The 24,546-nt window shown below is 73.9% G+C and carries 20 protein-coding genes; 11 read left to right on the top strand and 9 right to left on the bottom strand.

Features of this window, described 5'->3' with window-relative positions; translation table 11 throughout:
• Positions 1 to 23 precede the first annotated feature (23 nt).
• Positions 24 to 1,064, bottom strand: a complete 1,041-nt coding sequence (locus tag ACFWFR_RS04870) for an NAD-dependent epimerase/dehydratase family protein (protein ID WP_377621558.1) — start codon at positions 1,062 to 1,064, stop codon at positions 24 to 26.
• A 183-nt stretch (positions 1,065 to 1,247) separates the two neighbouring features.
• On the opposite strand from ACFWFR_RS04870, the gene ACFWFR_RS04865 reads away from it, so the two are divergent.
• From ACFWFR_RS04865 to ACFWFR_RS04850, 4 genes are all read left to right on the top strand, one after another.
• Entirely contained in the window at positions 1,248 to 2,147 is a 900-nt protein-coding gene (locus ACFWFR_RS04865; RefSeq protein WP_377621556.1) for an ATP-binding cassette domain-containing protein, read from the top strand.
• Positions 2,144 to 4,249, top strand: a complete 2,106-nt coding sequence (locus tag ACFWFR_RS04860; RefSeq protein ID WP_377621554.1) for a YhgE/Pip family protein — start codon at positions 2,144 to 2,146, stop codon at positions 4,247 to 4,249. The genes ACFWFR_RS04865 and ACFWFR_RS04860 overlap by 4 nt, the downstream gene beginning before the upstream one ends.
• An 83-nt stretch (positions 4,250 to 4,332) precedes the next feature.
• The gene (locus ACFWFR_RS04855) at positions 4,333 to 4,803 is read left to right on the top strand and encodes a DIP1984 family protein (RefSeq protein ID WP_377621552.1); all 471 of its coding nucleotides are present in this window, start codon (positions 4,333 to 4,335) and stop codon (positions 4,801 to 4,803) included.
• A gap of 556 nt (positions 4,804 to 5,359) precedes the next feature.
• On the top strand, positions 5,360 to 8,257 hold the full coding sequence (locus ACFWFR_RS04850; RefSeq protein WP_377621560.1) for an FAD-binding and (Fe-S)-binding domain-containing protein: 2,898 nt from the start codon (positions 5,360 to 5,362) through the stop codon (positions 8,255 to 8,257).
• Here ACFWFR_RS04850 and gadC read toward each other — a convergent pair.
• Positions 8,254 to 9,756, bottom strand: coding sequence for a putative glutamine/gamma-aminobutyrate antiporter GadC (gene gadC / locus ACFWFR_RS04845; protein WP_377621550.1), 1,503 nt, complete (start codon positions 9,754 to 9,756; stop codon positions 8,254 to 8,256). The two genes, ACFWFR_RS04850 and gadC, sit on opposite strands and share 4 nt — an antisense overlap.
• Before the next feature lie 187 nt (positions 9,757 to 9,943).
• Between gadC and ACFWFR_RS04840 the strand changes: the two genes are divergently transcribed.
• Positions 9,944 to 10,681, top strand: coding sequence for a nitroreductase family protein (locus ACFWFR_RS04840; RefSeq protein ID WP_377621548.1), 738 nt, complete (start codon positions 9,944 to 9,946; stop codon positions 10,679 to 10,681).
• 43 nt (positions 10,682 to 10,724) lie between these two features.
• On the opposite strand, the gene ACFWFR_RS04835 is transcribed toward ACFWFR_RS04840, so the two are convergent.
• The 6 genes from ACFWFR_RS04835 to ACFWFR_RS04810 all read right to left on the bottom strand — a co-directional run bounded on the left by ACFWFR_RS04835 (position 10,725) and on the right by ACFWFR_RS04810 (position 16,744).
• Positions 10,725 to 11,297 carry a GNAT family N-acetyltransferase gene (locus ACFWFR_RS04835; protein WP_377621546.1) on the bottom strand — a complete coding sequence of 191 codons (573 nt, stop codon included), beginning with the start codon at positions 11,295 to 11,297 and terminating at the stop codon, positions 10,725 to 10,727.
• A gap of 64 nt (positions 11,298 to 11,361) precedes the next feature.
• Positions 11,362 to 12,261, bottom strand: a complete 900-nt coding sequence (cofC, locus tag ACFWFR_RS04830; RefSeq protein WP_377621545.1) for a 2-phospho-L-lactate guanylyltransferase — start codon at positions 12,259 to 12,261, stop codon at positions 11,362 to 11,364.
• Positions 12,258 to 13,193 carry a 2-phospho-L-lactate transferase gene (gene cofD / locus ACFWFR_RS04825; RefSeq protein WP_377621543.1) on the bottom strand — a complete coding sequence of 312 codons (936 nt, stop codon included), beginning with the start codon at positions 13,191 to 13,193 and terminating at the stop codon, positions 12,258 to 12,260. The genes cofC and cofD overlap by 4 nt, the downstream gene beginning before the upstream one ends.
• Before the next feature lie 64 nt (positions 13,194 to 13,257).
• Positions 13,258 to 13,971 carry a maleylpyruvate isomerase N-terminal domain-containing protein gene (locus ACFWFR_RS04820; protein ID WP_191802098.1) on the bottom strand — a complete coding sequence of 238 codons (714 nt, stop codon included), beginning with the start codon at positions 13,969 to 13,971 and terminating at the stop codon, positions 13,258 to 13,260.
• A gap of 117 nt (positions 13,972 to 14,088) precedes the next feature.
• Positions 14,089 to 15,306: a homoserine O-acetyltransferase gene (locus tag ACFWFR_RS04815; RefSeq protein WP_377621541.1), complete on the bottom strand. Its 1,218-nt coding sequence runs from the start codon at positions 15,304 to 15,306 to the stop codon at positions 14,089 to 14,091.
• Positions 15,307 to 15,379: 73 nt separating this feature from the next.
• Positions 15,380 to 16,744 (bottom strand): bifunctional o-acetylhomoserine/o-acetylserine sulfhydrylase, encoded by a 1,365-nt coding sequence (locus ACFWFR_RS04810; RefSeq protein WP_377621539.1) that lies wholly within the window; start codon positions 16,742 to 16,744, stop codon positions 15,380 to 15,382.
• Between the two features lie 440 nt (positions 16,745 to 17,184).
• Between ACFWFR_RS04810 and ACFWFR_RS04805 the strand changes: the two genes are divergently transcribed.
• Positions 17,185 to 18,603 carry an NlpC/P60 family protein gene (locus ACFWFR_RS04805; RefSeq protein WP_377621537.1) on the top strand — a complete coding sequence of 473 codons (1,419 nt, stop codon included), beginning with the start codon at positions 17,185 to 17,187 and terminating at the stop codon, positions 18,601 to 18,603.
• Between the two features lie 233 nt (positions 18,604 to 18,836).
• Here the strand turns inward: ACFWFR_RS04805 and ACFWFR_RS04800 are convergent, their stop codons facing one another.
• Positions 18,837 to 19,340: an inorganic diphosphatase gene (locus ACFWFR_RS04800; protein WP_056645206.1), complete on the bottom strand. Its 504-nt coding sequence runs from the start codon at positions 19,338 to 19,340 to the stop codon at positions 18,837 to 18,839.
• Positions 19,341 to 19,630: 290 nt separating this feature from the next.
• Here ACFWFR_RS04800 and dacB point away from each other — a divergent pair, with 290 nt between their 5' ends.
• The 5 genes from dacB to ACFWFR_RS04775 all read left to right on the top strand — a co-directional run.
• On the top strand, positions 19,631 to 21,028 hold the full coding sequence (gene dacB / locus ACFWFR_RS04795) for a D-alanyl-D-alanine carboxypeptidase/D-alanyl-D-alanine-endopeptidase (protein WP_377621535.1): 1,398 nt from the start codon (positions 19,631 to 19,633) through the stop codon (positions 21,026 to 21,028).
• Between the two features lie 45 nt (positions 21,029 to 21,073).
• On the top strand, positions 21,074 to 22,297 hold the full coding sequence (locus ACFWFR_RS04790; RefSeq protein WP_377621533.1) for a zinc-dependent metalloprotease: 1,224 nt from the start codon (positions 21,074 to 21,076) through the stop codon (positions 22,295 to 22,297).
• 11 nt (positions 22,298 to 22,308) lie between these two features.
• Entirely contained in the window at positions 22,309 to 23,484 is a 1,176-nt protein-coding gene (tilS, locus tag ACFWFR_RS04785) for a tRNA lysidine(34) synthetase TilS (protein ID WP_377621531.1), read from the top strand.
• A 5-nt stretch (positions 23,485 to 23,489) separates the two neighbouring features.
• Complete coding sequence (hpt, locus tag ACFWFR_RS04780; protein WP_056645212.1) at positions 23,490 to 24,044, top strand: hypoxanthine phosphoribosyltransferase; 555 nt, start codon at positions 23,490 to 23,492, stop codon at positions 24,042 to 24,044.
• Positions 24,045 to 24,277: 233 nt separating this feature from the next.
• Positions 24,278 to 24,546 (top strand): ATP-dependent metallopeptidase FtsH/Yme1/Tma family protein (locus ACFWFR_RS04775; RefSeq protein WP_377621529.1); only part of this gene is annotated, 269 nt, incomplete at its 3' end.

Raw genomic sequence — 24,546 nt, 5'->3', positions numbered from 1 at the left:
ACCCCGAGGTCCAGCCAGCGCCCTCAGTGCGGCAGCAGCGGCGGGCTCTGCGTGCCCGCGCCCTCGACCAGCCCGTCGACGACCTCCGCGACGGTCTCCCGGGCGTCGTGCGCGGGCGCCCAGCGCAGCAGGCGGCGCGCCCGCGACGCGTCGAGGACCGGCACCGCGAGCGCGACGTCGAACCAGCCCGGGTCGAGCGGGACCGCCCGCGCTGCCCAGGCCAGGGCGACCAGGCGCCGCAACGACGTGGGCGAGACCTCGCGGAGCCTTCCCTGCGAGACGATCGCGGCGACGTCGGGCCCCGAGAGGACGTCCGGCGCGGCGACGTTGAACGTGCCCGCGTGGCGCCCCACGAGGATCGCGCGATAAGCCTCTGCCAGGTCGTCCGCGTGGACGATCTGGAGCCGCATCCCGCGCGGCCACACGAGCGTCGGCAGGTAGCCCTTGCGGCGCAGCGGCGCGGGCAGCAGGCGACCGAAGAACAACCGTGAGACCTCGCTCGCGGCGTCGCGCTGGAACGTGAACGGCGCGCGCACGCGCGTCACCACGACGCCGGGGTGAGCGGCCGAGAACCGGTCGAGGAGCTCCTCGACCTCGACCTTCTGGGCGCTGTTGACGGACCCCGCGATGCCCGCGGTGGGCCAGTACTCGTCGCGCGGGACGTCGTCGAACGCGGGCGAGCACGCGCTCGCGCACGACGCGACGACCAGGTGCCCCACCCCCGCGCGCGCCGCGGCCGCGGCGACCCGCCGCGTGCCCTCGACGTTGACGCGGGCCAGCTCGTCCCGGTCGTGCGCCGGGTCGATCGCCCACGCGAGGTGCACGACGGCGTCCGCGCCCACGAACGCCCCCTCGAGCCGTGACATCACGACGTCCTCCGGGTCGGTCAGGTCGCAGCGCGTCCACCCGGCGGTGTCGAACGGCGGCACGACGGTGCTCGACCCGTCCGCGCGCGGCACCCTGCTCGCGACCCCGACGACCGAGGTCACGACCGGTTCGTCCGCGAGCCTGCGCAGGAGGGCCGACCCGACGTTGCCGCTCGCACCGACGATCACGACACGCATGAAGTCTCCTCTCGACGCCCGTTTCCCCAGGCTACCGACGATGCGCCGCCTCGGCCGGGGGGACGTGCGACCTTCACCCGGGCGGCCGAGGACAAGGTGCGCTCCCCGGCCGTCCAACGGAAGATCGACGGGAGGCTCCGTCGCGGCGTATCCGCACGGGCCTCGCCACGAGAGGACCAGAAGGTGCAGATCACGTTGGACGACGTCCAGGTCGAGGGCCGGCGCTCGCCGATGCTCGAGTCCACCTCCCTCACCGTCTCGTCGGGCGAGTGCGTGCTCCTCGCGGGCGAGCCCGGGCACGGGCACACCGCGCTCGCGCTCGTCGCGACGGGCCGGCTCACACCGTTCTCGGGGACCGTCACGCTCGTGGAGGACGACGGCTCGACCACCACCTCGACGGCCGAGCTGCGCCGCGTCACGGCGGTCGTCGACGTCCCCGGCATCTCCGAGCCCGACGAGGCCCTCACGGTCGGCGACGTCGTCGCCGAGGAGCTCTCGCTCGCGGGCCAGCGGTCGCTGCCCGGCCACGCCAAGCGGTGGCTCGAGGCCCACGACCTGCTCGACCGCCGGGGCGAGCGCATCGACGAGCTGCACGGCGCGGTGCGGACCGCGCTCCTGTCCTCGCTCGCCTCCGAGCGCAAGCACGTCCAGTTCGTCGTCCTGACGCTGCCCGACCGGCACCGGGGCGAGCCCTCCGGCTGGTGGTCGGTCGCCGAGTCGCTCGCGTCGCTCGGGTACGGGGTCCTGGTCCAGTGCACCCGGTCCTCGGCTCGCGACCTCGGTGCCGAGCTCGCCCCCGCGCGCGGAGAGGACGCCCTGCGGGCCGCTCCTGTCGAGGCGCTGCGGACTCGGCCGCCGGCCGCGGTGCCGGTGACGCCGCCCGGTGGCACCTCCGAGGGGGACGGTGCCGAGCCGGTCGAGGTGACGGACCCGACCCGGCTGTTCGACCGTGAGGCGCCCGGGAGGCACCAGGCGGCGGGCGAGCCTCCTGCCGCTGAGGAGCCAGGGCTCGCCGCCCCGGCGGAGCCCGCCGGGCTCGTCGATCCTGACGCGCCCACCCCCGGGAAGGAGACCGACCGATGACCGCGATCCGCCTGGGCATCTCGGAGCTGCGACGCATCAGCGCAGGCACGCTGCCGAAGCTCGCGATCCTCGCCATGATCGTCATCCCGACGCTCTACTCGGGCCTGTACCTGTTCGCCAACGAGAACCCGTACGACAAGCTCCAGGAGATCCCCGCGGCCCTCGTGGTCCAGGACCGCGGCGCGACGGTCGAGAACGCGACCGACGGGACGTCGAAGGAGACGAACTTCGGCGACGAGGTCGCCAAGCAGCTGCTCGACGGCGACGGCGGGTTCGGGTGGGTCGAGACGAGCCAGGCCGACGCCGAGGTGGGCGTGCGCTCGGGGCGCTTCGACGCGGCGCTCATCATCGGGCCGACGTTCTCCGAGGACCTCGCGTCCTCGGGCAAGTTCGAGCCGCAGCAGGCGAGCCTGATCCTCATCACCAACGACGCCAACAACTACCTGGCCGCGACGATCGCCGACACGATCGTCGGCAAGGTCCGCGACTCGATCGCCGAGCAGGTCGGCACCGAGGCCGCGGACACGTTCCTCAAGGGCTTCGCGTCGATCCACACCAACCTCGCGAGCGGGGTCGACGGCGCGCAGAAGCTGGTCGACGGCGCCACGCAGCTCTCCGACGGGACCGTCCAGCTCGTCGACGGCACGGCCCGCCTCGCCGCGGGGGCGGGAGAGACGGCAGCCGGCGCCTCGAAGCTCGCGTCGGGGGCCGACGAGCTCGCGACCGCGAGCGGCAAGCTCTCGTCGGGTGCAGCCACGCTCTCGGACGGCCTCGACACGCTGCGCAGCAAGACCGCGAACCTCCCGGCCCAGACGCAGGAGCTGGCCGACGGCGCGCAGCAGGTCGCGGACGGCAACGCGCAGGTCGCGGGCTACGGGCAGGAGGCGGCCGCGGCGGCGCGAGACGTCGTCGGGCAGCTGGGGAACGCCCCGGCGGACGTCAAGGCCCTGCTCGACGGGCTGGTCGCCTCGGGCGACCTCACCCAGGCGCAGGCGGACCAGATCCTGCCCGTGGTGACCCAGGCGATCACCGACCTCACCCCCCGGGTCGACGCTGCGGCGACCCAGGTCGAAGGCGCGTCGCAGAAGCTCGACGAGCTCAGCTCGGGCTCGGCGCAGGTCGCGGCGGGGGCCGCGACGCTCGCGGGCGCGACCCCCGCGCTCACGCAGGGCATCGCGACCGCGGCGTCAGGAGGTGACCAGCTCGCCTCGGGCGCGGCGCAGCTCGACGCGGGGGCCGAGACGCTCGCGAGCGGGGCGGGCACGCTCTCCTCGGGCACGTCCCAGGTGTCCGACGGCGCCACGGAGCTGGCGTCCTCGAGCGTGACCCTGCGCGACGGGACGGGCGAGCTGCTGTCCGGCATGACCGAGCTCTACGACGGGCTCGTGGCGGGGTTGGGCAAGATCCCCGACGTCGACGAGCAGACGCAGGAGGACACCGCCAAGACGATCGGCAACCCGGTCAAGGTCGTGAACGACACGATCGCCAACGCCGGGACGTACGGGGCCGGCCTCGCACCGTTCTTCATGTCGCTCGCGGCGTGGATCGGGGCCTACGTGCTCTTCCTGCTCGTGCGGCCGCTGTCGACCAGGTCGCTCGCGGCCGGTCGGCCCGCGTGGCAGACCGCGCTCGGCGGGTGGATCCCCCCGGCCGTGATCGGTGTCCTGCAGGTCGCGCTCATGTTCACGGTCGTGAAGTTCGCGCTCGACATCGACCCCGTCTACGCCGTGGGGACCGCGGTGCTGCTGGTGCTCGCGTCCGCGACGTTCGTCGCGATCCTCCAGGCGCTCAACGTGTACCTGGGGGCCGTGGGCCAGTTCCTGGGGCTCGTGCTCATGCTGGTCCAGCTCGTCACGGCCGGCGGGACGTTCCCGTGGCAGACGATCCCGGAGCCGCTGCGCTCGCTGCACCGGTTCCTGCCCATGTCCTACACGGTCGAGGGGCTGCGGCAGCTCCTCTACGGCGGGGACCTCGCGACGGTCGCGCGCGACGTCGGGGTGCTGCTCGTGGTGCTCGCGGTCGCGCTGCTCGCGACGACGTACGCGGCGTACAAGCAGCGGGTCTGGAGCCCGTCGAGGCTGCAACCCGAGCTGGTGCTCTAGCGACGCGCAGTGCCTGGCCGGACCACCCGGGATAGGTTCGGACCTGCACCCCGTCCCGCCCGAGAACCAGGAGTCGATCCACCATGAAGCTCGCCGAGGCCCTCGCGCTGCGCGCCGACCTCCAACGCAGGCTCGCCCAGGTGGCGAGCCGTGCGGTCGCCAACGCACGGCACCAGGAGGGCGACCTGCCCGCCGAGGACCCTGTGGCGCTGCTCGCCGAGCACGAGCGGCTCGCGGCCCGGCTCGAGTCGCTCATCGCCCGGATCAACGCGGCCAACCTCGCGACCGAGGTGGAGCCCGGCCTGACCATGACCGCGGCGCTCGCCCGCCGGGACGTGCTGCGCCTGCGGCACCGTCTGCGGACCGACCTCGCCGACGCGGCGTCGGCCTCGCAGGACCGGTTCACGCGCACCGAGCTGCGGTACGTGTCGGGCGTCGACGTGCCCGCGACCCGGGCACAGGCCGACGACCTGGCCCGGACGCTGCGCGAGCTCGACACGCGCATCCAGCAGGTCAACTGGACGGCGGACGTCGACGGCGACGGCGACGAGTGATCCGCCTCGCACGCCCCTCCGGCGGCTCTTGGGGACGGGTGGTCGGAGCGCCCGATCCCTCGTCTCGCAGTACCGTGGCGACCGGAGCGGACGGAAGTCGGTAGCCACGAGCGGGAGCGAGCACGACCCGGCCCGGGCAGGGCAACTCCAGGAGCCGGTGGGCAGGCTTGGACAGGGTCTCCCTGGCACATCGCAGCCCAGCACGGCGCACACGTGCACCGCGCACCCGGCACAGCGCACCACCGAGTGCTGACCCGCACGTGGCGAGGGTGGGTCCGGGGCCTTCCGTCCGCTCCACCCGCGCACCCCGCGTACCCCGCACGGACCCGCGCGCCGCCGTCGGGCGCCGTGCCGGCACCCGTCCCACACCTGACCCGGATCCCGGACACTCCCCGGACGGGCGTCACCCCCTCGTGGGAGTGGTGGGAGAATCGCCGACGTGACTGCTGAACTCGACGCCGCAGGAGCCCCCGTCCCGCCAGAGCGCACCACGGAGGCAGACGCCCAGCACGCCGCGAGGGCGGCCGCCGCCGAGGAGTCCGCGCGGTCCGCGGCCCTGCGCGAGGCCGAGCACGCGGCGGACGCGGCCCGCGAGGCCGTCGCGACCGCGGTGCGGACCACGACGCGCGGCATCGTCGACACCTCGACGCGCCGCCGGGCCGAGTACTCGACCGACGCCTCGAACTACCGCGTCGTCCCCGAGATGGTGGTCTTCCCGATCTCGACCGACGACGTCGTCGCGACGCTCGACGTGACGCGCGAGCTGGGCGTCCCGCTCACGGCGCGCGGCGCGGGCACGTCGGTCGCGGGCAACTCGATCGGCCCGGGCGTCGTGATCGACTTCTCGCGGCACGTCAACCGGGTCCTGTCGGTCGACCCGAAGGCCCGCACGGCCCGCATCGAGCCGGGCGTGGTCATGTCGACGCTCCAGAAGGCCGCGGCCCCGCACGGCCTGCGGTTCGGCCCGGACCCCTCGACGCAGAACCGCGCGACGCTCGGCGGCATGATCGGCAACAACGCGTGCGGCCCGCACGCGGTCGCCTACGGGCGCACCGCGGACAACGTGGTCGAGCTCGACGTGGTCGACGGCACGGGCCGACGCTTCACCGCGGGCAAGGGCGACCCGACGTTCGCGGCCGTCCCGGGCCTCGCGAGGATCGTCCAGGACAACCTGGCGCTCATCCGCACCGAGTTCGGCCGGTTCGGCCGCCAGGTCTCGGGCTACTCGGTCGAGCACCTGCTGCCGGAGAACGGCTCCGACCTCGCCAAGATGCTCGTGGGCACCGAGGGCACGCTCGTGACGATCCTCGAGGCCACGGTCGCCCTGGTGCCGATGCCGAGCGCACCCACGCTCGTCGTCCTCGCCTACGAGGACATGCCCACCGCGGCCGACGACGTCCCCGCCCTCCTCTCGCTCAGCCCGCTCGCGGTCGAGGGCCTCGACGCGCGTCTCGTGGACGTGGTGCGCCGCGCCAAGGGCGCGGACTCGGTCCCCGAGCTGCCGCCGGGCGGCGGCTGGATGATGGTCGAGGTCGGGGGCGCGACCCCCGAGGAGGCGTACGCGAACGCCGAGGCGATCGTCGCGGCCTCCGCGTCGACGTCCACGCGCATCCTGCCCGCGGGTCCTGACGCCACGGCCATGTGGCAGATCCGGGCCGACGGCGCCGGGCTGGCCGGGCGCACCCCCGCGGGCGAGCAGGCGTGGCCGGGCTGGGAGGACTCCGCGGTCCCTCCGGAGAAGCTGGGCGCCTACCTGCGCGACCTCGACGCGCTCATGGCGCGCTACGGCGTCGACGGCCTGCCGTACGGGCACTTCGGCGACGGGTGCGTGCACCTGCGCATCGACATCCCGCTGGAGACGTCCGGGTCGGTGCTGCGCACCTTCATGACCGAGGCCGCGCAGCTCGTGGCCAAGTACGGCGGCTCGCTGTCGGGTGAGCACGGTGACGGGCGCGCCCGCTCGGAGTTGTTGCCCGTCATGTACTCACCCGAAGCCATCTCGCTGTTCGAGCAGATCAAGGCCCTGTTCGACCCGCAGGACGTGCTCAACCCGGGCGTGATCGTGCGCCCCAACGCGGTCGACGCGGACCTGCGCCGGCCCAAGGCGCTGCCGGTGCTGCCGACCAAGGGCGGCTTCTCGTTCAGCCACGACCACGGCGACATGACCCAGGCGGTGCACCGTTGCGTCGGCGTCGGCAAGTGCCGCGCGGACTCCTCGGCGTCGGGCGGTTTCATGTGCCCCTCGTACCAGGCGACCAAGGACGAGAAGGACGTCACGCGCGGCCGCGCCCGCGTGCTCCAGGACGCGATCAACGGCACGCTCGTGGGCGGCCTCACGTCGCCCGAGGTCCGCGACTCGCTCGACCTGTGCCTGTCCTGCAAGGCGTGCTCGGCCGACTGCCCCGCGGGCGTCGACATGGCCCAGTACAAGTCCGAGGTCCTCCACCGGACCTACCGGGGCAAGCTGCGCCCCATGAACCACTACGCCCTGGGCTGGCTCCCACGCTGGGCGCGCCTCGCGGGCATGATGCCGCGGCTCATCAACGCCGTCCTGGGCGTCCGGCCGGTCGCGAAGCTCGTGCTCACGCTCGGCGGCATGGACTCGCGCCGCGAGGTCCCCCGCTTCGCCGAGGTCCCCTTCCGCACCTGGTGGAAGCGCGGAGGCGCGACGAACGGGGTGCCAGGGCTCGCCGTCGGGCAGACGCCGGGGCATCCCGCGAACCACACGCGGCCCAAGGTCGTGCTGTGGACGGACTCGTTCAGCGACGCGCTCGCGCCCTCGGTGCCGCAGTCCGCGGTCACGGTGCTCGACGCCGCGGGCTACGACGTGATCGTGCCCGACCAGCAGGCCTGCTGCGGCCTGACCTGGATCAGCACGGGCCAGCTCGACGGCGCCCGCAAGCGGCTCGAGAACCTGCTCCAGGTCCTGGGGCCGTTCGCGGTCAACGGGATCCCGATCGTCGGGCTCGAGCCCTCGTGCACCGCGGTCCTGCGCTCCGACCTGCTCGACCTCTTCCCCGACGACCCGCGCGCGAAGGCCGTCGCGGGCGCGACCCACACAGTCGCCGAGCTGCTCACGCGCCCCGAGACGCGGCCCGCACCCGAGTCCGGGTGGAAGGTCCCCGACCTGTCCGACGTCACGGCCGTGGTCCAGGCGCACTGCCACCAGCACTCCGTCATGGGCTTCCAGGCCGACGAGAAGCTGCTGCGCGGTGCCGGCGCCACGATCGACACGCTCGCCGGGTGCTGCGGCCTCGCCGGGAACTTCGGCATGGAGAAGGGCCACTACGACGTGTCGGTGCAGGTCGCGGAGAACGCGCTCCTGCCCGCGCTGCGGGCCGCCGGGCCGAACGACATCTTCCTGGCCGACGGTTTCTCGTGCCGCACCCAGGCAGACCAGCTCGGGGGAGTGCAGGGCAAGGCGCTCGTCGAGCTGCTCGCGGAGCGGCTCTAGGCGCGCGGCCCACGGCCTTCCGGCACCGGGTCGCCCGCCGTCGCCTCGACCTGCCAGGTGAAGGGAGCGAAGTCGAGCGTCTCGTCGCGCCACGACGGCTTGCGGGCGCTGTACGCCCAGAACGGCAGCGCCACGAAGACCACGCTGAGGCCGACGAGCAGGCCCACGTACGTCGTCGGGCTGCCGACCTCGATCTGCGCGGGAGGCACGAAGCTCACGACGAGCGCGAGCGTGGCCGCGAGCAGCCCGCACCCGCCGACGACCCAGACGCCCACGATCCCCCCGGGCACGTGGTAGCGGCGCGGACGGCTGGGCTGCGAGTACCGCAGCGCGATCACGGCCGCGAACATCAGGACGTACGCGACCAGGTAGAGGATCACGGTGAGCTGGCTCAGGAGCTGGTAGGCCGCCTGGACCGACGGCAGGATCACGAACATGACGGACAGGACCGTGACGATTGCGGCCTGCACGAGCAGGATGCGTGACGGCATGCCCGCGCGGTTCGTCCGGTGGAACCAGCGGGGCAGGTAGCCCGCGCGCGCGACCGAGAGCAGCCCCGTCGCGGGGCCCGCGACCCAGGTCACGACGCCCGCGAGGACGCCGACGGCCAGCATCGCGGCCAGGACGGGTCCGGCCCAGCCGACGCCCGCCCAGTCGAGCAACGTGTTGTACGCGGTCAGCAGGCTCTGCGTGAGGTTGATCTGCCCCTTGGGCACGACCACGGCGATCGCGAGGGTCCCCAGGACGAGCACGACGACGGCCCCCAGCGCGGCCACGAGGATCGCGATCGGGTAGTTGCGGATCGGGTTCCTGATCGACCGCACGTGCACGGCGTTCATCTCCATGCCCGCGTAGAACAGGAAGATGCCCGCGGCGAGCACGATGTTGGAGAACTTCGACAGGTCCGGCACGAACGCACCCCACGAGAGCTCGACCTGCGAGGTGTTGCCCGCCGCGAGGTAGGCGATCGCCAGGCCGATGAGGATCGTGGCGGGCACGAGCGTCCCCACGATCCCACCCCACTTCGCGACCTGCGAGAACGACCGCACGCCGCGCAGCGCGACGAGCGTCGCGAGCCAGAACACCCCGAGCACGACCGCGAGCACGAACAGCTTGTCACCCGAGATCTGCTGGGCCGCCGCGGCGTCGCCCGTGTAGGCGAGCGTGACCGCGGCGAACGTGAGGATCGTCGGGAACCAGATGCAGCCCTCGATGAAGACCATGAGGATCGCGAGGAATCCCCACCGGCTCCCGAACGCCTCACCGACCCAGCGGAACATGCCGCCCTCCTCGGGCCAGCCGGTCGCGAGCTCGGCGGCTACGAGCCCCACGGGGGCCAGGAAGAACAGGGCGGCGAACAGGTAGTAGAACGTCGAGGCGAGCCCGTACTCGGCCTCGGCGGGCAGACCGCGCAGGCTCACGACCGCGACGATGTTCATGACGGCGAGGCCGGCGACCGTGATGGTCCCCGCGCCGGGTCTCGTGCGTTCTTGGCTCACGGGCTGGGCCTTCCTGCGACGGGCTGGTGCTGGGTCGGGGCCGACGGCGCGACTCACGCATCGTGGCACCGGTGAGGCGGTGGCGCGCGCGGAGGGTGCGTCGCGGGACCCGCTGTGCCGGGCGGGGGTGAGCGCCGCGGGCGTCGGACGTCCCGCGGCGCGGGCGCGGGCTGGCAGCATGGTCGGCATGGAGTTCCAGGACGTCGTCCGTCGCCGCCGCATGGTCCGTCGCTTCACGGGGGAGCCGGTCGCGCCGCGCGCGGTCGAGCGCATGCTGCGCAACGCGGTGCGCGCGCCCAACGCGGGCTTCACGCAGGGCTGGGCGTTCGTGGTCCTCGACCGGCCCGACGACGTCGCGCGCTTCTGGTCCGCGACCTCACCCGCGGCGGCGGGGGAGCCGGGCGGGGGTGGCGACGGCGCAGCGAGGTCCGCTGCGCGCGGGGCCGACGACGAGGTCCCTGCGCCCCCTGCGAAGGAGAGCCGGTGGCTCGCCGGGATGCGCACCGCCCCCGTGCTCGTGGTGGTCCTGACCTCGCGCGACGCCTACCTCGCGCGGTACGCCGAGGACGACAAGGCCCGTGCTGCGGCGCAGGCCGCGGGCGAGGACGAGTCGCCGTGGGACGTGCCGTACTGGCACGTCGACGCGGGCATGGCGTCGCTGCTCATGCTCCAGACGGCGGTCGACGAGGGACTCGGGGCGTGCTTCTTCGGGGTGCCGCCCGGGCAGGTCGAGGCGTTGCGCGCCGAGCTCGGGGTGCCGCCCGAGCTCCTGGTCACCGGGGTGGTCGCGGTGGGGCACTCCGCGGAGCCCCTTCCTCGGGAGGGCGCGGTGGGAGCCGGGACCGGTGCTGCGCCGTCGGGCGGTTCGCCCTCGCGGCGCCCCCGGCGACCGCTCGAGGACGTGGTGCACCGCGGCGGGTGGTGAACCCGGGGCAACCCGCTGCCGCCCTGGCGCGGGACGCCCGGCGTCAGCGCAGGTCGAGCCGCATGAGCACGCGCGGGAAGCCGTTGAGCACCGAGCCGGTCGTCGCGGCCTGGGTGAAGCCCGCGTCCTCGAAGAGCTTCTTGGTGCCCGCGTACGCCATGGTCAGGTCGATCTTCCGGCCCTCGTTGTCGAGCGGGTACCCCTCGATCGCGGGCGCGCCGTGCTCGCGCGCGAACGCGACCGCGCCCTCGAGCAGCCGGTGCGAGATGCCCGCGCCTCGGTGCCCGGGGCGCACGCGCAGGCACCACACCGACCACACGTCGAGGTCGTCGACGTGCGGGATCTTGCGGTTGCGCGCGAAGGCCGTGTCGGCGCGCGGGTGGACCGCGGCCCAGCCCACGACCTCGTCCTCGTCGTAGGCGAGCACGCCCGGCGGCGGGTCCTGGCGGCAGAGCTCCTCGACGAGGGCCCCGCGCTCGGGGCCCACGAGCGCGACGTTCTCCTTCGAGCCGATGCGGTAGCTCAGGCACCGGCACACGTTGGCGTCGGGCCGCTTGGGCCCGACCATGGTCCGCACGTCGCCGAACACCGTCGCGGGCCGCACGTCGATCGCCATGCGGTCACGATGCCACCGGCATGCGGGACCGGCAATCGGCTGGTCGTCCTGAGGGGCCGGCGCCTCAGGCGCCCGAGCCCGCCCGGTCCATGGCCCGGTGCAGCTCCGCGAGCTCGTCGCGCGCCCGCACGTCCGCGGGCAGCTCGGCCCAGTCGTCGAGCGTGTCGAGGTCCACCGCGGTCCCGGTCCGCTGCACGACGGCGGCGCGCACGCCCTGCCGGGCCGCCTCGGCCAGGTGGGCCTCGAGGCTCCCGGCGCCGAACCGGAACGTGAACGGCGCGTCGGCCGCGAGCACCAGGAGGTTGGTGCCCGAGCGCGCCCGGTCGGTCGCGACGACGACCGGCGCCTCCTCGGCGAGCAGGGCCTCGACGTCCTCGACCGTGAGGGCGGGGAGGTCCGCGTGAGCGACCAGGAGGCGGGCCGGCCGTGCGGCCCCCTCACCGGGCCCCGAGGTGTCGACCACGAGCTCTCGACCGACGTCGAGCGCGGCGTTCAGGCCGGGGCGGCTCGCGGGCTGCAGGACGATCTGGAGGCGGCCGGGACCGTCGCCCTCGGCGCCGGCCTCGTCGCCCTCCGCGGGCGTGCCGGTCACCGCCCCCGCACCGGGGTCGTCGTCCAGGGGTGGCGGCACGGGCGGCACGAGGCTCCCCAGCGCGCGCCATGCGAACCGCGGGTCCGACGTCACGACCAGCACCCGTCCCACGGCCTCGCTCGCGAGCAGCGTCCCGACGACGTGCCGCGCGAGCACCGCGATCAGGCGGCTGCGCTCCGCAGGATCGAGCACTGCGGCGAGCCGTGACTTGCCCGAGAACCCGTCACGCAGTGGCACGACCGCGACGACGCGCTGCTCGGCCGGGACGGCGCTCGCCGCACGGGCGCTCCCTGGGCGCGGGGCGCCGTCGGGCAGGTCGCCCCGCGCGGGTGACGCCTCGCGCGTGGCCGGCGTGGCGCCGTCGGGCATCATGCCGATGCCGTGGCGAGGAGCTCGCGTGCCAGCCGCTCGCGTCCCTCCGCGCCACCCATGACCGTGTCCGTCACGAGCACCTCGAGCCCCAGGGCCTCGATCGCGGGCGCGAGGTCCCGGTCCGTCTCGTCGATGCACATGACGTCGACCAGTCCCACGTACAGGCGCGCGACGCCCAGGGCCGAGACGTCGTGCCCCAGGCTCGCGAGCACCGACGCCGCGGGCCCCTTGAGCGCGCGGCCACCGATGATCGGGCTCACCGCGACACGGCGCGCGGTCGACGACGCGAGGGTCTCGCGGACCCCCGGCACGGCCAGGACGGGCGCGATCGACAGGAACGGGTTCGACGGGGCGACGACGAGCAGGTCCGCTCCCGAGACGGCGTCGAGCACGCCCGGGGCGGGAGCCGCCTGCTCGGCGCCCACGAACGTCAGCCCCAGGACCTCGTCCCGGTGCTGGCGGGCGACGAAGTACTCCTGGAAGCCGAGCGACCCGTCGGCCGTCTCGACCACGGTCGCGACCAGGTCGTCGGTCATGGGCAGGAGGTGCGAGCGCACCCCGAGCGAGGCCGTGATCTGGGCCGTGACCTCGGACAGCGTGTCCCCGGCGCGCAGGCGGGCCGTGCGCACCACGTGGGTCGCGAGGTCCTGGTCGCCCAGCGTGAACCACGTGTCCTCGCCCAGGCGCCGCATGGCGTCGAGCGTCGCGTAGGTCTCCCCGGCCAGGCCCCAGCCGCGCACGTCGTCGGCGAGCCCTGCGAGCGTGTAGGTCACGGTGTCGAGGTCGGGGCTGATCGCGAGACCGTGGAGCTCGACGTCGTCGGCCGTGTTGACCACGACCGTGAGGTCGGCCCCCGCGAGCTCCATGCCGTGGGCGAGCTTCGCCCCACCCACACCGCCTGCCAGGACCGTCACCCGCGCGTCGTTCACCACCGGACGAGCATAGTGGGGCGGTCTGGGACGGTCGGTCCCTGGCCGCCCCTCCGAGGGGGCGAGCTCAGAGCAGCGGCAGCATGCGTCCCAGGTCCGGGACCGAGTCCGAGGTGTGGAGCGGGGCGAGCGCGCGGGCCAGGTCGTCGGTGTCGTACGGGGTGCGGCCCGTCGCGAGCCGGACCCACAGGCGCGGGTCGACGACCTCGAGGCTCCACCCGCCGCGCGTCACGACGATACGCAGCAGCTCGGCCGCGACCAGGTCCAGGGCAGCGCGGTCGACGGCCTTCTCCGCGACCCCCGGCAGGCTGCGCTCGAGGTCGTCGGCGTGCACGACGAGCTCGATGAGCCGGGAGACGACCATGTCGCGCAGCGTGATGGGGCCACGGCGGGCCTGGATCACGGTCTCGGTCGGGGCGAGCTCGTCGAGGCGCGCGAACGCCCGGCGTGCGTAGCCCGAGACCGCTGTGAGGCGGTCGGCCGCGATCTCCTCGTCGAGCGCGCGGGTCACCTGGGCGATCTGCTCGGCGCGCTCGGGGTACGTACCGAGGTACTCGGCGAGCGTGAGCGGGTTGGTGCCGGGTGCGACGGGCGTCGCGGCGACGAGCGCGTCCATGGCGCGCCCCAGGTGCGACACGAGCTCGCCCACGGTCCAGCCCGTCAGGACGCTGGGCTGGTCGACCGCGTCGTCCAGGGTGTCGTCGAGCGAGCCGAGCCACCTCTCCAGGCGGTCCCACTGGGCGTGGAGGGCGGCGGTGGCCTCGGTCAGGTCTGCGGTCATGGGGACATCGTGCCTGGTCGGGGGCGCGGCGTCACGCGCGGTGCGCGGGGTGGGACGTGGGCGGGCCGGCAGCGGCCTCGACGGACCGGACGCCGCCGCACACGGCGCGCGACGTCCTCAGACCTGCGCGCGCTCCGCGAGGAACTGCGTGACGATGGGCCCGAGCTGGTCGAACTCGATGAGGAAGCCGTCGTGCCCGAACTCCGAGTGCAGCAGCCGCAGAGGCTGCGCCCCGGGGACCTTCTGCGCGATGCGTGCCGAGTCCGCGGGGAGGAACAGACGGTCGGTGTCGACGGCCACGACGAGCGTGCGGGCCGTGATCTGGCCCAGTGCCTCGTCGACGCCGCCCCGGTCACGGCCCAGGTCGTGCGTCAGCATGGACTCGGTGAGCACGACGTAGGAGTTCGCGTCGAAGCGGCGCGAGAGCTTGTCGCCGTGGTGGTCGAGGTAGGACTGGACGGCGTAGCGCCCGTCCGTGAACGGGTCCTCGCCGCCCTGGGGCAGCCGGCCGAAGCGCTCGTCGAGCTCGCGTGCGCTGCGGTAGGTCGCGTGCGCGATCTGCCGCGCGATGCCCAGGCCCACGTGGGGTCCCTGGTCGTCGGGCACGTCGTAGTAGTCGCCGCCGCGGTACTGCGGGTCCGCACGGATGGCGCCGATCTGCGGGTGCGCCCAGGCGATCTGGTCTCCCGAGGTCTGCGCGGCCGACGCGATGACCGCGACGGACTCGACCGAGATGCCGGACTCGGGGCCGAGGATCGCCCACTCGAGCACGCGCAGCCCGCCCATGGACGCGCCGATCACGAGCGCCCACGACGAGATGCCGAGCGCCCGCGTGAGCTCGATCTCCACGGCGACCTGGTCGCGCGTCGTGATGCGCGGGAAGCGCCCGCCCCAGGGCCGACCGTCGGGGGCGGTCGAGGCGGGGCCCGTGGTGCCCTGGCAGCCGCCCAGGACGTTGGGGGCGACCACGAAGTAGCGGTCGGTGTCGATCGGAGCACCGGGCCCGACCATGGCCTCCCACCAGCCGGCCGACAGGTGGCCCGGGCCGGCAGGGCCGACGACGTGCGAGTCGCCCGTCAGGGCGTGCAGGACGAGCACCGCGTTCGACCCGTCGGGCGCGAGCGTGCCCCAGGTCTCGTACGCGACGCGGACGTCCGGAAGTCGTCCCCCGGCCTCGAGGTCGAACGTGCCGACGTCCGCGAAGAGCCGGGCCCCGACAGGGTCCCCTGCGCGCCACGCGGCCGTGGCCGGCACGGGCGCCTTGGCCCTCGCACGCGAGTCCGACCCGCGCCGCGCGGGCGGGCGGGAGGACGCGGAAGGGGGCGGGGGAGTCATTGCCGACCACTGTACGGCCGGGGCGCCGGGGGCGCCCCGGCCGTCCAGAATCGTCATCGTGGGACCCGGTGCCCTACTCCGCCACGACCGAGGCAGCGGCCGCGGCGTCGGCTCCCTGCGCGGACTTGGCGGCGATGAAGCCCGCCTCGAGGTCCGCGAGGATGTCGTCGACGTGCTCGATCCCGACGGACAGGCGGACGAGGCCGGGCGTGACGCCCGCCTTGACCTGCTCCTCGGGGCTGAGCTGGGCGTGCGTCGTGGACGCCGGGTGGATGACGAGCGAGCGGACGTCGCCGATGTTGGCGACGTTCGAGTGGAGCGCGAGCGCCGAGACGAACGCCTGGCCGGCCTCGGCCCCGCCGTCGAGCTCGAACGTGACGATCGCGCCCGCACCGCGCGGCGTGTACTTCTGCGCGTTGGCGTACCAGGGGCTCGACGGGAGTCCCGCGTAGCCCACGGACAGGACGTCGTCGCGCGACTCGAGCCAGGCTGCGACGGTCTTGGCGTTCTCGACGTGACGCTCGACGCGCAGCGACAGCGTCTCGATCCCCTGGGCGATGAGGAACGCGTTGAACGGCGAGATGGCCGACCCCAGGTCGCGCAGGAGCTGCACCCGCGCCTTGAGGATGTACGCGAGGTTCGCGCCGAGGATGCCGTCCACGCCCAGGTCGCGGGCGTACACGATCCCGTTGTAGCTGGGGTCCGGCGTGTTGAAGCTCGCGAAGCGCTCGGGGTCCTTCGAGAAGTCGAAGTTGCCGGAGTCGACGATCACGCCGCCGATCGCCGAGCCGTGCCCGCCGAGGTACTTGGTCGCGGAGTGGATGACGATGTCCGCGCCGAACTCGATGGGGCGCAGGAGGTACGGCGTCGCGACCGTGTTGTCGACGATGAGCGGGACCCCGACCTCGTGCGCGGCGGCGGCCACGGCCTCGATGTCGAGGATGTCTGCCTTCGGGTTGGGGATGGTCTCGGCGAAGAACGCCTTGGTGTTCGGGCGGGCCGCGTCGCGCCACGCCTGCGGGTCGTGGGGGTCGGTGACCCACGTGGTCTCGATGCCGAGCTTGGCGAGCGAGTACTGGAGCAGGTTGTACGTGCCCCCGTACAGCGACGGGCTGGCCACGACGTGGTCGCCCGCCTCGGCGACGTTGAGGATCGCGAACGTGGTCGCGGCCTGGCCCGACGCGAGGAGGAGCGCGCCCACGCCGCCCTCGAGGTTGGCGATGCGGTTCTCGACGACCTCGGCGGTCGGGTTGCCGATGCGCGTGTAGATGGGGCCGAGGTCCTTGAGGGCGAACCGGTCGGCCGCGACGCCCGCGTCGGGGAAGACGAACGACGTGGTCTGGTAGATGGGCAGCGCGCGGGCCCCGGTGGTGGGGTCGGGCGTCTGGCCGGCGTGGATCTGGCGGGTCTCGAAGGACCAGCGGGGCTCGGTGCTCATGATGACTCCTGGGAGGGGGAGGGGAGCCGCAGAGGGGGCCGTTCCTGGCCGGGGTCCGCGGCGGGGCAGTGGGTGGACTGGTGCGCACGCGGGGGTGCGGGCCTTCCGGACGAGGCTGGCCGGCTCCTGCCGACGTCGTGGTCGGCGGGTGCAGCTCGTCCCGGAGGGGGTCCGCAGGCAGGCGAACGTGCGCTGGGGGTCAGCTACACATTCGGCGGCAGGTCATGCTGTCGAGAGTAGGTCGGTATCTCATCCGGCGAAACCCGCGTCTTGCGATGTGAGATTTGCCGGGTCGCGCGGCACTGTCCGACCCCGGTGCGGGCCAGGGTCGGCTCGCGCGCGGTCGCGCGACCGGGGAGACTGGACGTCCGCCGCGCCCGCGGCGGCGCCCGTCCGCCCGTCGCGGCAGGGGTGTGTCGTCGATCGATCGGGGAACCCTGGTGTACCCGTTCCCCCCTGCCCGACGGCGCAGCGCGCCCCTCGAGGGCACGTCACCACGGCGAGCGGGCCGTGCCGTGCTCGTCGGGGCCCTGGTCGTGACGCTCGGCGGCGGGATCGCCCCGTCCGTCCATGCCGAACCGCCGACCGACGACGACGTCCGTTCTGCCCAGCAGGACGAGCAGGCCGCAGGGTCGCGGGTGGCCGAGATCGAGGCCGACCTCGCCAGGCTCGCCGAGCAGCGGGACGACGCCTGGGTCCGGGCCGGCCTCGCAGCCGAGGACTACGCCGACGCGCAGGCTGCGCTCGACGCGGCACGCATCGAGGTCGAGGCGGCGCAGACCGCCCTCACGACGGCCGAGGCCGGCGAGGCCGAGTCCCGTTCGGCCATGGGCGCCGTCTACCGTGCCTCCCGGCAGTCGGGCGGGTCGCTCGACGCGCTGCAGGTCGTCGTGGAGTCGGACGGGCTCGACCAGATCGTCGAGTCCGAGCGCGCCCAGAAGCTCACGGGCCGCAAGGTCCAGACCGTCGCCGACGGGCACCGCACCGCCCGGGCGCTCGCGGACGCCGCCAGGGCACGGGCGACCGCCGCCGAGGAGGCGCGTGTCGCGGCCTCGGAGCGTGCCGAGGAGACGTTCGCCGCGGCGCAGGAGGCGCAGCAGGCGATCGAGGGTTCGATCCGGACCGCAGCCGCTCGGCGCGACGAGCTCATCGCCGACCTCGCGGCCGCGCGTGCCACGACCGTCGAGGTCGAGCGGGCGCGCCAGGACGCGCTCGACGCCGAGCGCGAGCTCGCTGCCGAGCGCCAGGCGCAGGCCGAGCGCGACGCCCTGGCCGTGCCCACGCCTCCCGTGACGACTCCCGACCCCCCGGTCGTTCCGCCGTCGGGCGGGGGGAGCGCTCCGGTGACCCCGCCCGTCACGCCTCCCGTGACGACTCCCGACCCCCCGGTCGCCCCACCGGTGGTGCCTCCCGTCACGCCGCCCGTGACGCCCCCGGTCACTCCGCCGGTGACACCTCCCGTGACACCTCCCGTGACCTCGCCCGGGTCGGGCGCCGCCAAGGGGCAGGCCGCCGTCGACTGGGCGCGCACCAAGATCGGCGCGCCGTACCTGTGGGGCGGCAACGGGCCCGCGTACGACTGCTCGGGCCTCACGTCGCAGGCCTGGGCCAGCGTGGGCGTGAGCATCTCGCGGACCTCGCGCTCGCAGTACGCGAAGGTCGCCAAGATCGGCTACGACCAGCTCCGACCCGGCGACCTCATCTTCTACGGCGCCGACCCGCAGGACCCGAGCTCGATCTGGCACGTCGCGATGTACGTCGGGAACGGCCAGATGATCGAGGCCATCTACGCGGGCGTTCCCGTGAAGATCAGCGCCGTCCGCTACAAGGACTCGATGCCGTACGCAGGGCGGCCGTAGGCCTCTCCCGGGGACCGTCTCGACGGTGCCGGCCGGACATGACGGTGCCGGCCGGACTCGACGGTGCCGGCCGGGCTCGACGTCCGTGATCGGGACGGTGCCCGACGAGGGCGGCGGCGAGGGGACGCAGACGCGTACGACCCGACGCACGAGGACCCGGCCTCCTGGTGGAGACCGGGTCCTCGTGGTGGTTCGTGGCCGTTCGTCGGCCGGCCCTGCAGAGTGCGCGAGGGTCAGTGACCGGGCGTGTGGTAGCCGCTGTCGATCGCGCGCTGGATGGAGCGCTCGATCTCGGCCTCGGCCTCGGTGCGACCGGTCCAGTGGGCGCCCTCGACGGACTTGCCCGGCTCGAGGTCCTTGTAGACCTCGAAGAAGTGCTGGATCTCGAGACGGTGGAAGTCCGACACATCGTCGATGTCCTGGCGCCACGCGGCACGCTGGTCGCCCGTCGGCACGCACAGGACCTTGTCGTCGCCCCCGGCCTCGTCGCGCATGCGGAACATGCCGAGCGCGCGGCAGCGGATCAGGCAGCCGGGGAACGTGGGCTCCTCGAGCAGGACCAGGGCGTCCAGCGGGTCGCCGTCCTCGCCGAGGGTGCCCTCGATGAACCCGTAGTCGTCCGGGTAGCGCGTCGAGGTGAACAGCATGCGGTCAAGACGGATGCGACCTGTCGCGTGGTCGACCTCGTACTTGTTGCGCTGGCCCTTCGGGATCTCGATCGTGACGTCGAACTCCACTGTTCTCCTCCAGTTGAACCGGCGCACCCGCTCTGTCGCGGTGTGGCGGTCATGAAATCGGCTGTCGTGCGCACACGGCTCCGGTGGTTCTCTGCCAGGTGGTCCGTGGGCCGACCCGAAGGGCGGCGCGGACCATCGAGGGAGACCGGGCCATCATGCGCCCTCTAGTGTGACACGAACGACCTGGGACAGCAGTGGCCCGTCCCCGGGAACGTTGCGGTTCCTGAGTGATAATGCGCACGGAGAGCGGCCCCACCCGAGGGCGCCGCCGCAGGAGGGAAGAGGATCAGATGGGTTGGGCAGCACGGTCGGCCATCACTGCGGGGATCGTGGTGGTGCTCGCAGGCGGCTACCTGACGGCCGACGCGTACGACGTCGTCCCCGGGATCCTCACGACCGCGCCCGCGGTCGCGCCCGCTGCCCCCTTCCCGACGCCTCCGGGCGCCGTGGACGCCGCGTCACCTGCGCAGACGCTCCCCGTTCTCGACGAGAGCGCGCCCGTGCCGGACGCCGCGGAGATCGCCTCCTCGCTCGACGCGCTGGTCAAGGACCCTCGGATGGGCAGCCAGGTCGGTGGCGTCGTGCTCGACCGGATCACGGGCGAGGTGCTCGCGCAGAGCAACGCGGGGACCCCCCTGGTCCCGGCCTCGACGCAGAAGATCTTCACGGCCGCCGCTGCTCTCGCGTCGCCCGGACCCGAGGTGACGCTCACCACGAAGGTGGTCGACCTCGGGTCGGGGACGATCGCCCTCGTGGGCGGCGGCGACATGATGCTCGCGGCCGGCGAGGGGGACCCCCTCGCGGTCAACGGTCGGGCCGGGCTCGCCGACCTGGCGGCCCAGGTGGCCGGGAAGCTCCAGCTCACGGGTGCGACGACCGTGCGGCTCGTGGTCGACGACCGGTACTTCTCGGGTCCCACCGTCAGCCCGGCGGTTTTCGAGGGGAACGTGACCGCGGGCTACATCGCGCCCGTCACGGCCCTCGGCGTCGACGTGGCCCGGCTCAGCGACGCGGAGTACGCCAAGCGGAGCCCGGACCCCTCGCTCGCCGCGGGCGAGATCTTCGCGCAGCGGCTCGCCGACGTGGGCATCACGGTCACGGGCGCCCCGGAGCGAGGCGAGGCCCCGGCCGACGCCAAGGTCCTCGGGTCGGTCGAGTCCGCGACGCTCGAGGAGATCGTGGGCTACTTCCTCCAGCACTCCGACAACACCATCACCGAGGTCGTCGGTCGCCTCGTCGCGATCGACGCGGGCCTGCCCGCGACGTTCGACGGTGCGACCGAGGCGGTCCGCGCGAGCATGGGACGCCTCGGGGTCGACATGCAGGGCGCGGTGCTCGCCGACTGCTCCGGGCTGGGCGACGGGTCGGCCGTGACGGCGGACCAGCTCGCCGAGACGCTCATGCTCCTGACGGACCCGGAGCAGCCAGGCCTGCGCGCCGGCGCCGTGGGCCTGCCGATCGCCGGCCTGTCGGGGACGCTCGACGACCGTTTCCTGGCGTCCCCCGGGCGGGGCCTGGTCCGCGCCAAGACGGGCAGCCTGCCGGGCGTGACCTCGCTCGCCGGGACGGTCGTCACCGCGCAGGAGCGTCAGCTCGTGTTCGTCCTCCTCGCGGACGCGCTGCCCGAGGGCGGGTCCTACGGTGCCCGGCTGCTCATGGACGGGTTCGTCGGGGGCCTCGCGGACTGAGCGCGCTGTGGTCGGCGGGCTGGGAGCAGCGGCTACGGTGGGGCGATGACGTCTCCCGCGGTCGGTGCGCCGCTCGTCGACTGGTCCGCAGCCGCGCAGATCGCGGGCCGGGTGGCCCGGCCGGGCCCCCTGGCCTCGCGGGACGAGCTCGCGGAGCTCGTCGCGGGTCTGCGGACCGCGGCGTCGGACGCGGTCCCGCACGTGCTGCGCGTGACGCGCATGGTGCCGGCCGTGCTGCCCAGCGGTGCAGCGCCGGGGGCCGTCGCGAGCGAAGGTCCCACCGAGCTGTCGCAGGTGTTCGTGGTCGACCGCTCGCGCTGGGCGCGGGCGAACACCGAGGTCATGGCGAGCCTGACCGACGGGGTCGCGGACGCGCTGACCGGGAAGGACGACAAGCCGGTCTCCGCGACGACGGCCCTGGTGGGCGCGGCGCAGGTGGGGGCGGTGCTCGCAGCGCTGTCGAGCAGGGTGCTGGGGCAGTTCGATCCATACAGCGCCGCAGGCGGTAGTGCTGACAGTGCCGCAGGCGGTAGTACCGGTAGTACCCACAGTGCCGCAGGCGGTAGTACCCACAGTGCCGCAGGCGGTGGTGCTCACGGTGCCGGAAACCCCGGCCGCCTCCTTCTCGTCGCGCCCAACGTCCTCCAGCTCGAGCGGGACCTCGACCTGGTCCCGGCCGACTTCCGGCTCTGGGTGTGCCTGCACGAGCAGACGCACGCGCTGCAGTTCGCGGCGGCACCGTGGCTCGCCGACCACCTGCGGGCTCGTGCGCACGACCTGCTCGTGGGGCTCTCGGAGTCGTCGCGCCAGATGGCCGACGCCCGGTGGCGGGAGAAGGTCGCGACCGCGGGCCGCGTCGTCGTGCGGGCGGTCCGTGGCGAGGGCGGTGTGGCCGACGGGCTGCTCACGGCGGACCAGAAGGCTGTGCTCGAGGAGGTGTCGGGGGTCATGGCGCTCCTCGAGGGGCACGCCGACGTCATGATGGACGCCGTCGGTCGCCGGACGGTCCCCACCGTGCGTCGGATCCGGGCCCAGTTCGAGGCGCGCCGCGACGGGCAGGGCAGCAGCACGCTCGACACGGTGCTGCGCCGCTTCCTCGGGATGGACGCGAAGCTCGCGCAGTACCGCGACGGTGCGGCGTTCGTCCGTGCCGTGGAGAAGCAGGTGGGGCGCGACGGGCTCAACGCGGTCTGGTCGGGCCCCGAGACCCTGCCCTCGGCGCTCGAGATCGCGGAGCCCGGCGCCTGGGTGCGTCGGGTCCACGGCTGACGGGCCGCGCCGTGGTCGGACCTCACCCCGCCGACGCCGCGGCACGGCGTGCCGTGCGCGCCGCGCTGCGCGACCTCGCGCCCGGCTCGCTCGTGCTCGTGGCCTGCTCGGGCGGTGCGGACTCGCTCGCGCTCGCGGCCGCGACCGCGTTCGTCGCCTCGCGCGACGGCGTGCGGGCGGGCGCGGTCGTGGTTGACCACGGTCTCCAGGAGGGGAGCGGCGACGTCGCGGCGCGGGCGGGCGAGCAGTGCCGTGCCCTGGGCCTCGACCCGGTCGAGGTGCGCAGCGTCCGGGTGGGGGAGCGGGGCGGGCTCGAGGCGGCCGCGCGGCACGCGCGCTACGCCCTGCTCGACGACGTCGCTCACCGCACGGGGGCGGCCGCGGTCCTGCTGGGGCACACGCTCGACGACCAGGCCGAGACCGTGCTGCTGGGTCTCGCGCGCGGGTCGGGCGCCCGCTCTCTCGCGGGCATGGCCGCGCGTCGGGGGATCTACCGGCGCCCCCTGCTGAGCCTGCGCCGGTCCGACACCGAGGCCGTGTGCGCCGCGAACGGGTTGACGTGGTGGACGGATCCCACCAACGGGGGTCCGGCCCCGCTCGACGCCGCGACCCCGGACCGGGCCGGTGGTGACCTGCCGCTGCGCTCGCAGGTGCGCACCCGGGTGCTCCCGGTGCTCGAGGACGTGCTCGGCCCGGGTGTCGCGCTCACGCTGGCCCGGACCGCCGACCAGCTCCGTGAGGACGCCGACCTGCTCGACGACCTCGCGGCCCGGCTGCTCGACCAGGCACGGGTCGACGAGCCCGACGAACCCCCCGCACCGGCCGGAGCGAGGGCCGGCGACCGGGCGGCTCCGGGCGGGTCGCCCACCGCGACCCGTGCCGTGGAGCCGGCGACCCGAGCGGACGTCGCTGTGGTGCTCGACACCCAGGTGCTGGCGGCCGCCCCGGCCGCGCTGCGCCGTCGGGCACTGCGCGCCGCGGCCCAGGAGGCCGGGAGTCCCGCCGGTTCGCTCTTCGCGAGCCACGTCGCGACGCTCGACGCCCTGGTCACCGCGTGGCGAGGCCAGGGCCCCGCCCACCTCCCGGGCGACCTTCGCGCCTCGCGCACCCGTGGGAGACTCTTCCTACGGCCTGCACGGCCCCCCTCGCTCGCGCGAACCCCATCAGCAGAACCAGCACAGGAGTGAAACCCGTGGACTCATCCGACGTCGGCAACGACCTCGAGAACATCCTCCTCACCGAGGAGCAGCTCCGCGGGAGGCTGGACGAGCTCGCCGAGCAGATCGACCGCGACTACGCGGGCAAGGACCTGCTCCTCGTGGGCGTCCTCAAGGGAGCGGTCATGGTCATGGCCGACCTCGCCCGCCGCCTGCACCACGACGTCGAGATGGACTGGATGGCCGTCTCGTCCTACGGCTCGGGCACCAAGTCCTCGGGTGTCGTGCGGATCCTCAAGGACCTCGACGCCGACCTCACGGGGCGCCACGTGCTCATCGTCGAGGACATCATCGACTCGGGCCTGACGCTCTCGTGGCTGCTGTCGAACCTGCGCAGCCGCGGCCCCGCCTCGGTCGAGGTCGCGGCGATGCTCCGCAAGCCCGACGCCGCGAAGACCGAGGTCGACGTGCGCTACATCGGCTTCGACATCCCCAACGAGTTCGTCGTGGGCTACGGCCTGGACTACGCGGAGAAGTACCGCAACCTGCCGTTCGTGGGCACGCTCGCCCCGCACGTCTACTCGTCCTGACGCCTCACACCAGCCCCGACCGGTGACGGCGGCGGGGGCGACGACCTCGGTCCCGCCTCCGCCGCCCGCCACCGCGGGGCGAGCCGCGGCCCACGCCGCGACCCGCGCGGGACGCCGCTCCTCGAAGCCACGCCCTGGGCGAACAGACCAGCCAACTGCCAGGTTGTGCGTGTAACTTCACTGGCGGAACCATTGCGCGAGTGGAGGGATGCGGGGGCTCGTCCCCGTCGCCGATGAACATCAAGAAGATTCTCAGCGGGCCGATCGTCTGGATCGTGGTGGGTCTGGCGATCCTCGGGATCGCCTTCATGGCCCTGTCCGGACCCAGCGTCCACCGCGTCGACACCTCGACCGGGCTCGAGCTCCTCAAGGACGGGAAGGTCGAGCAGGCCCTCCTGGTCGACGGGGACCAGCGCGTCCAGCTCACCCTCACCGAGAACTACGAGGTCGACGGCAAGTCCCAGGGCAAGAGCGTGGAGTTCTTCTACGTCGCGCCCCAGGG

This window comes from Oerskovia sp. NPDC060287 (assembly GCF_042726775.1).
In the GTDB taxonomy this organism is placed as follows: domain Bacteria; phylum Actinomycetota; class Actinomycetes; order Actinomycetales; family Cellulomonadaceae; genus Oerskovia; species Oerskovia merdavium.
Note: the sequence above shows the minus strand (reverse complement) of the source record. Positions and strands in the feature narration are given on the sequence as shown.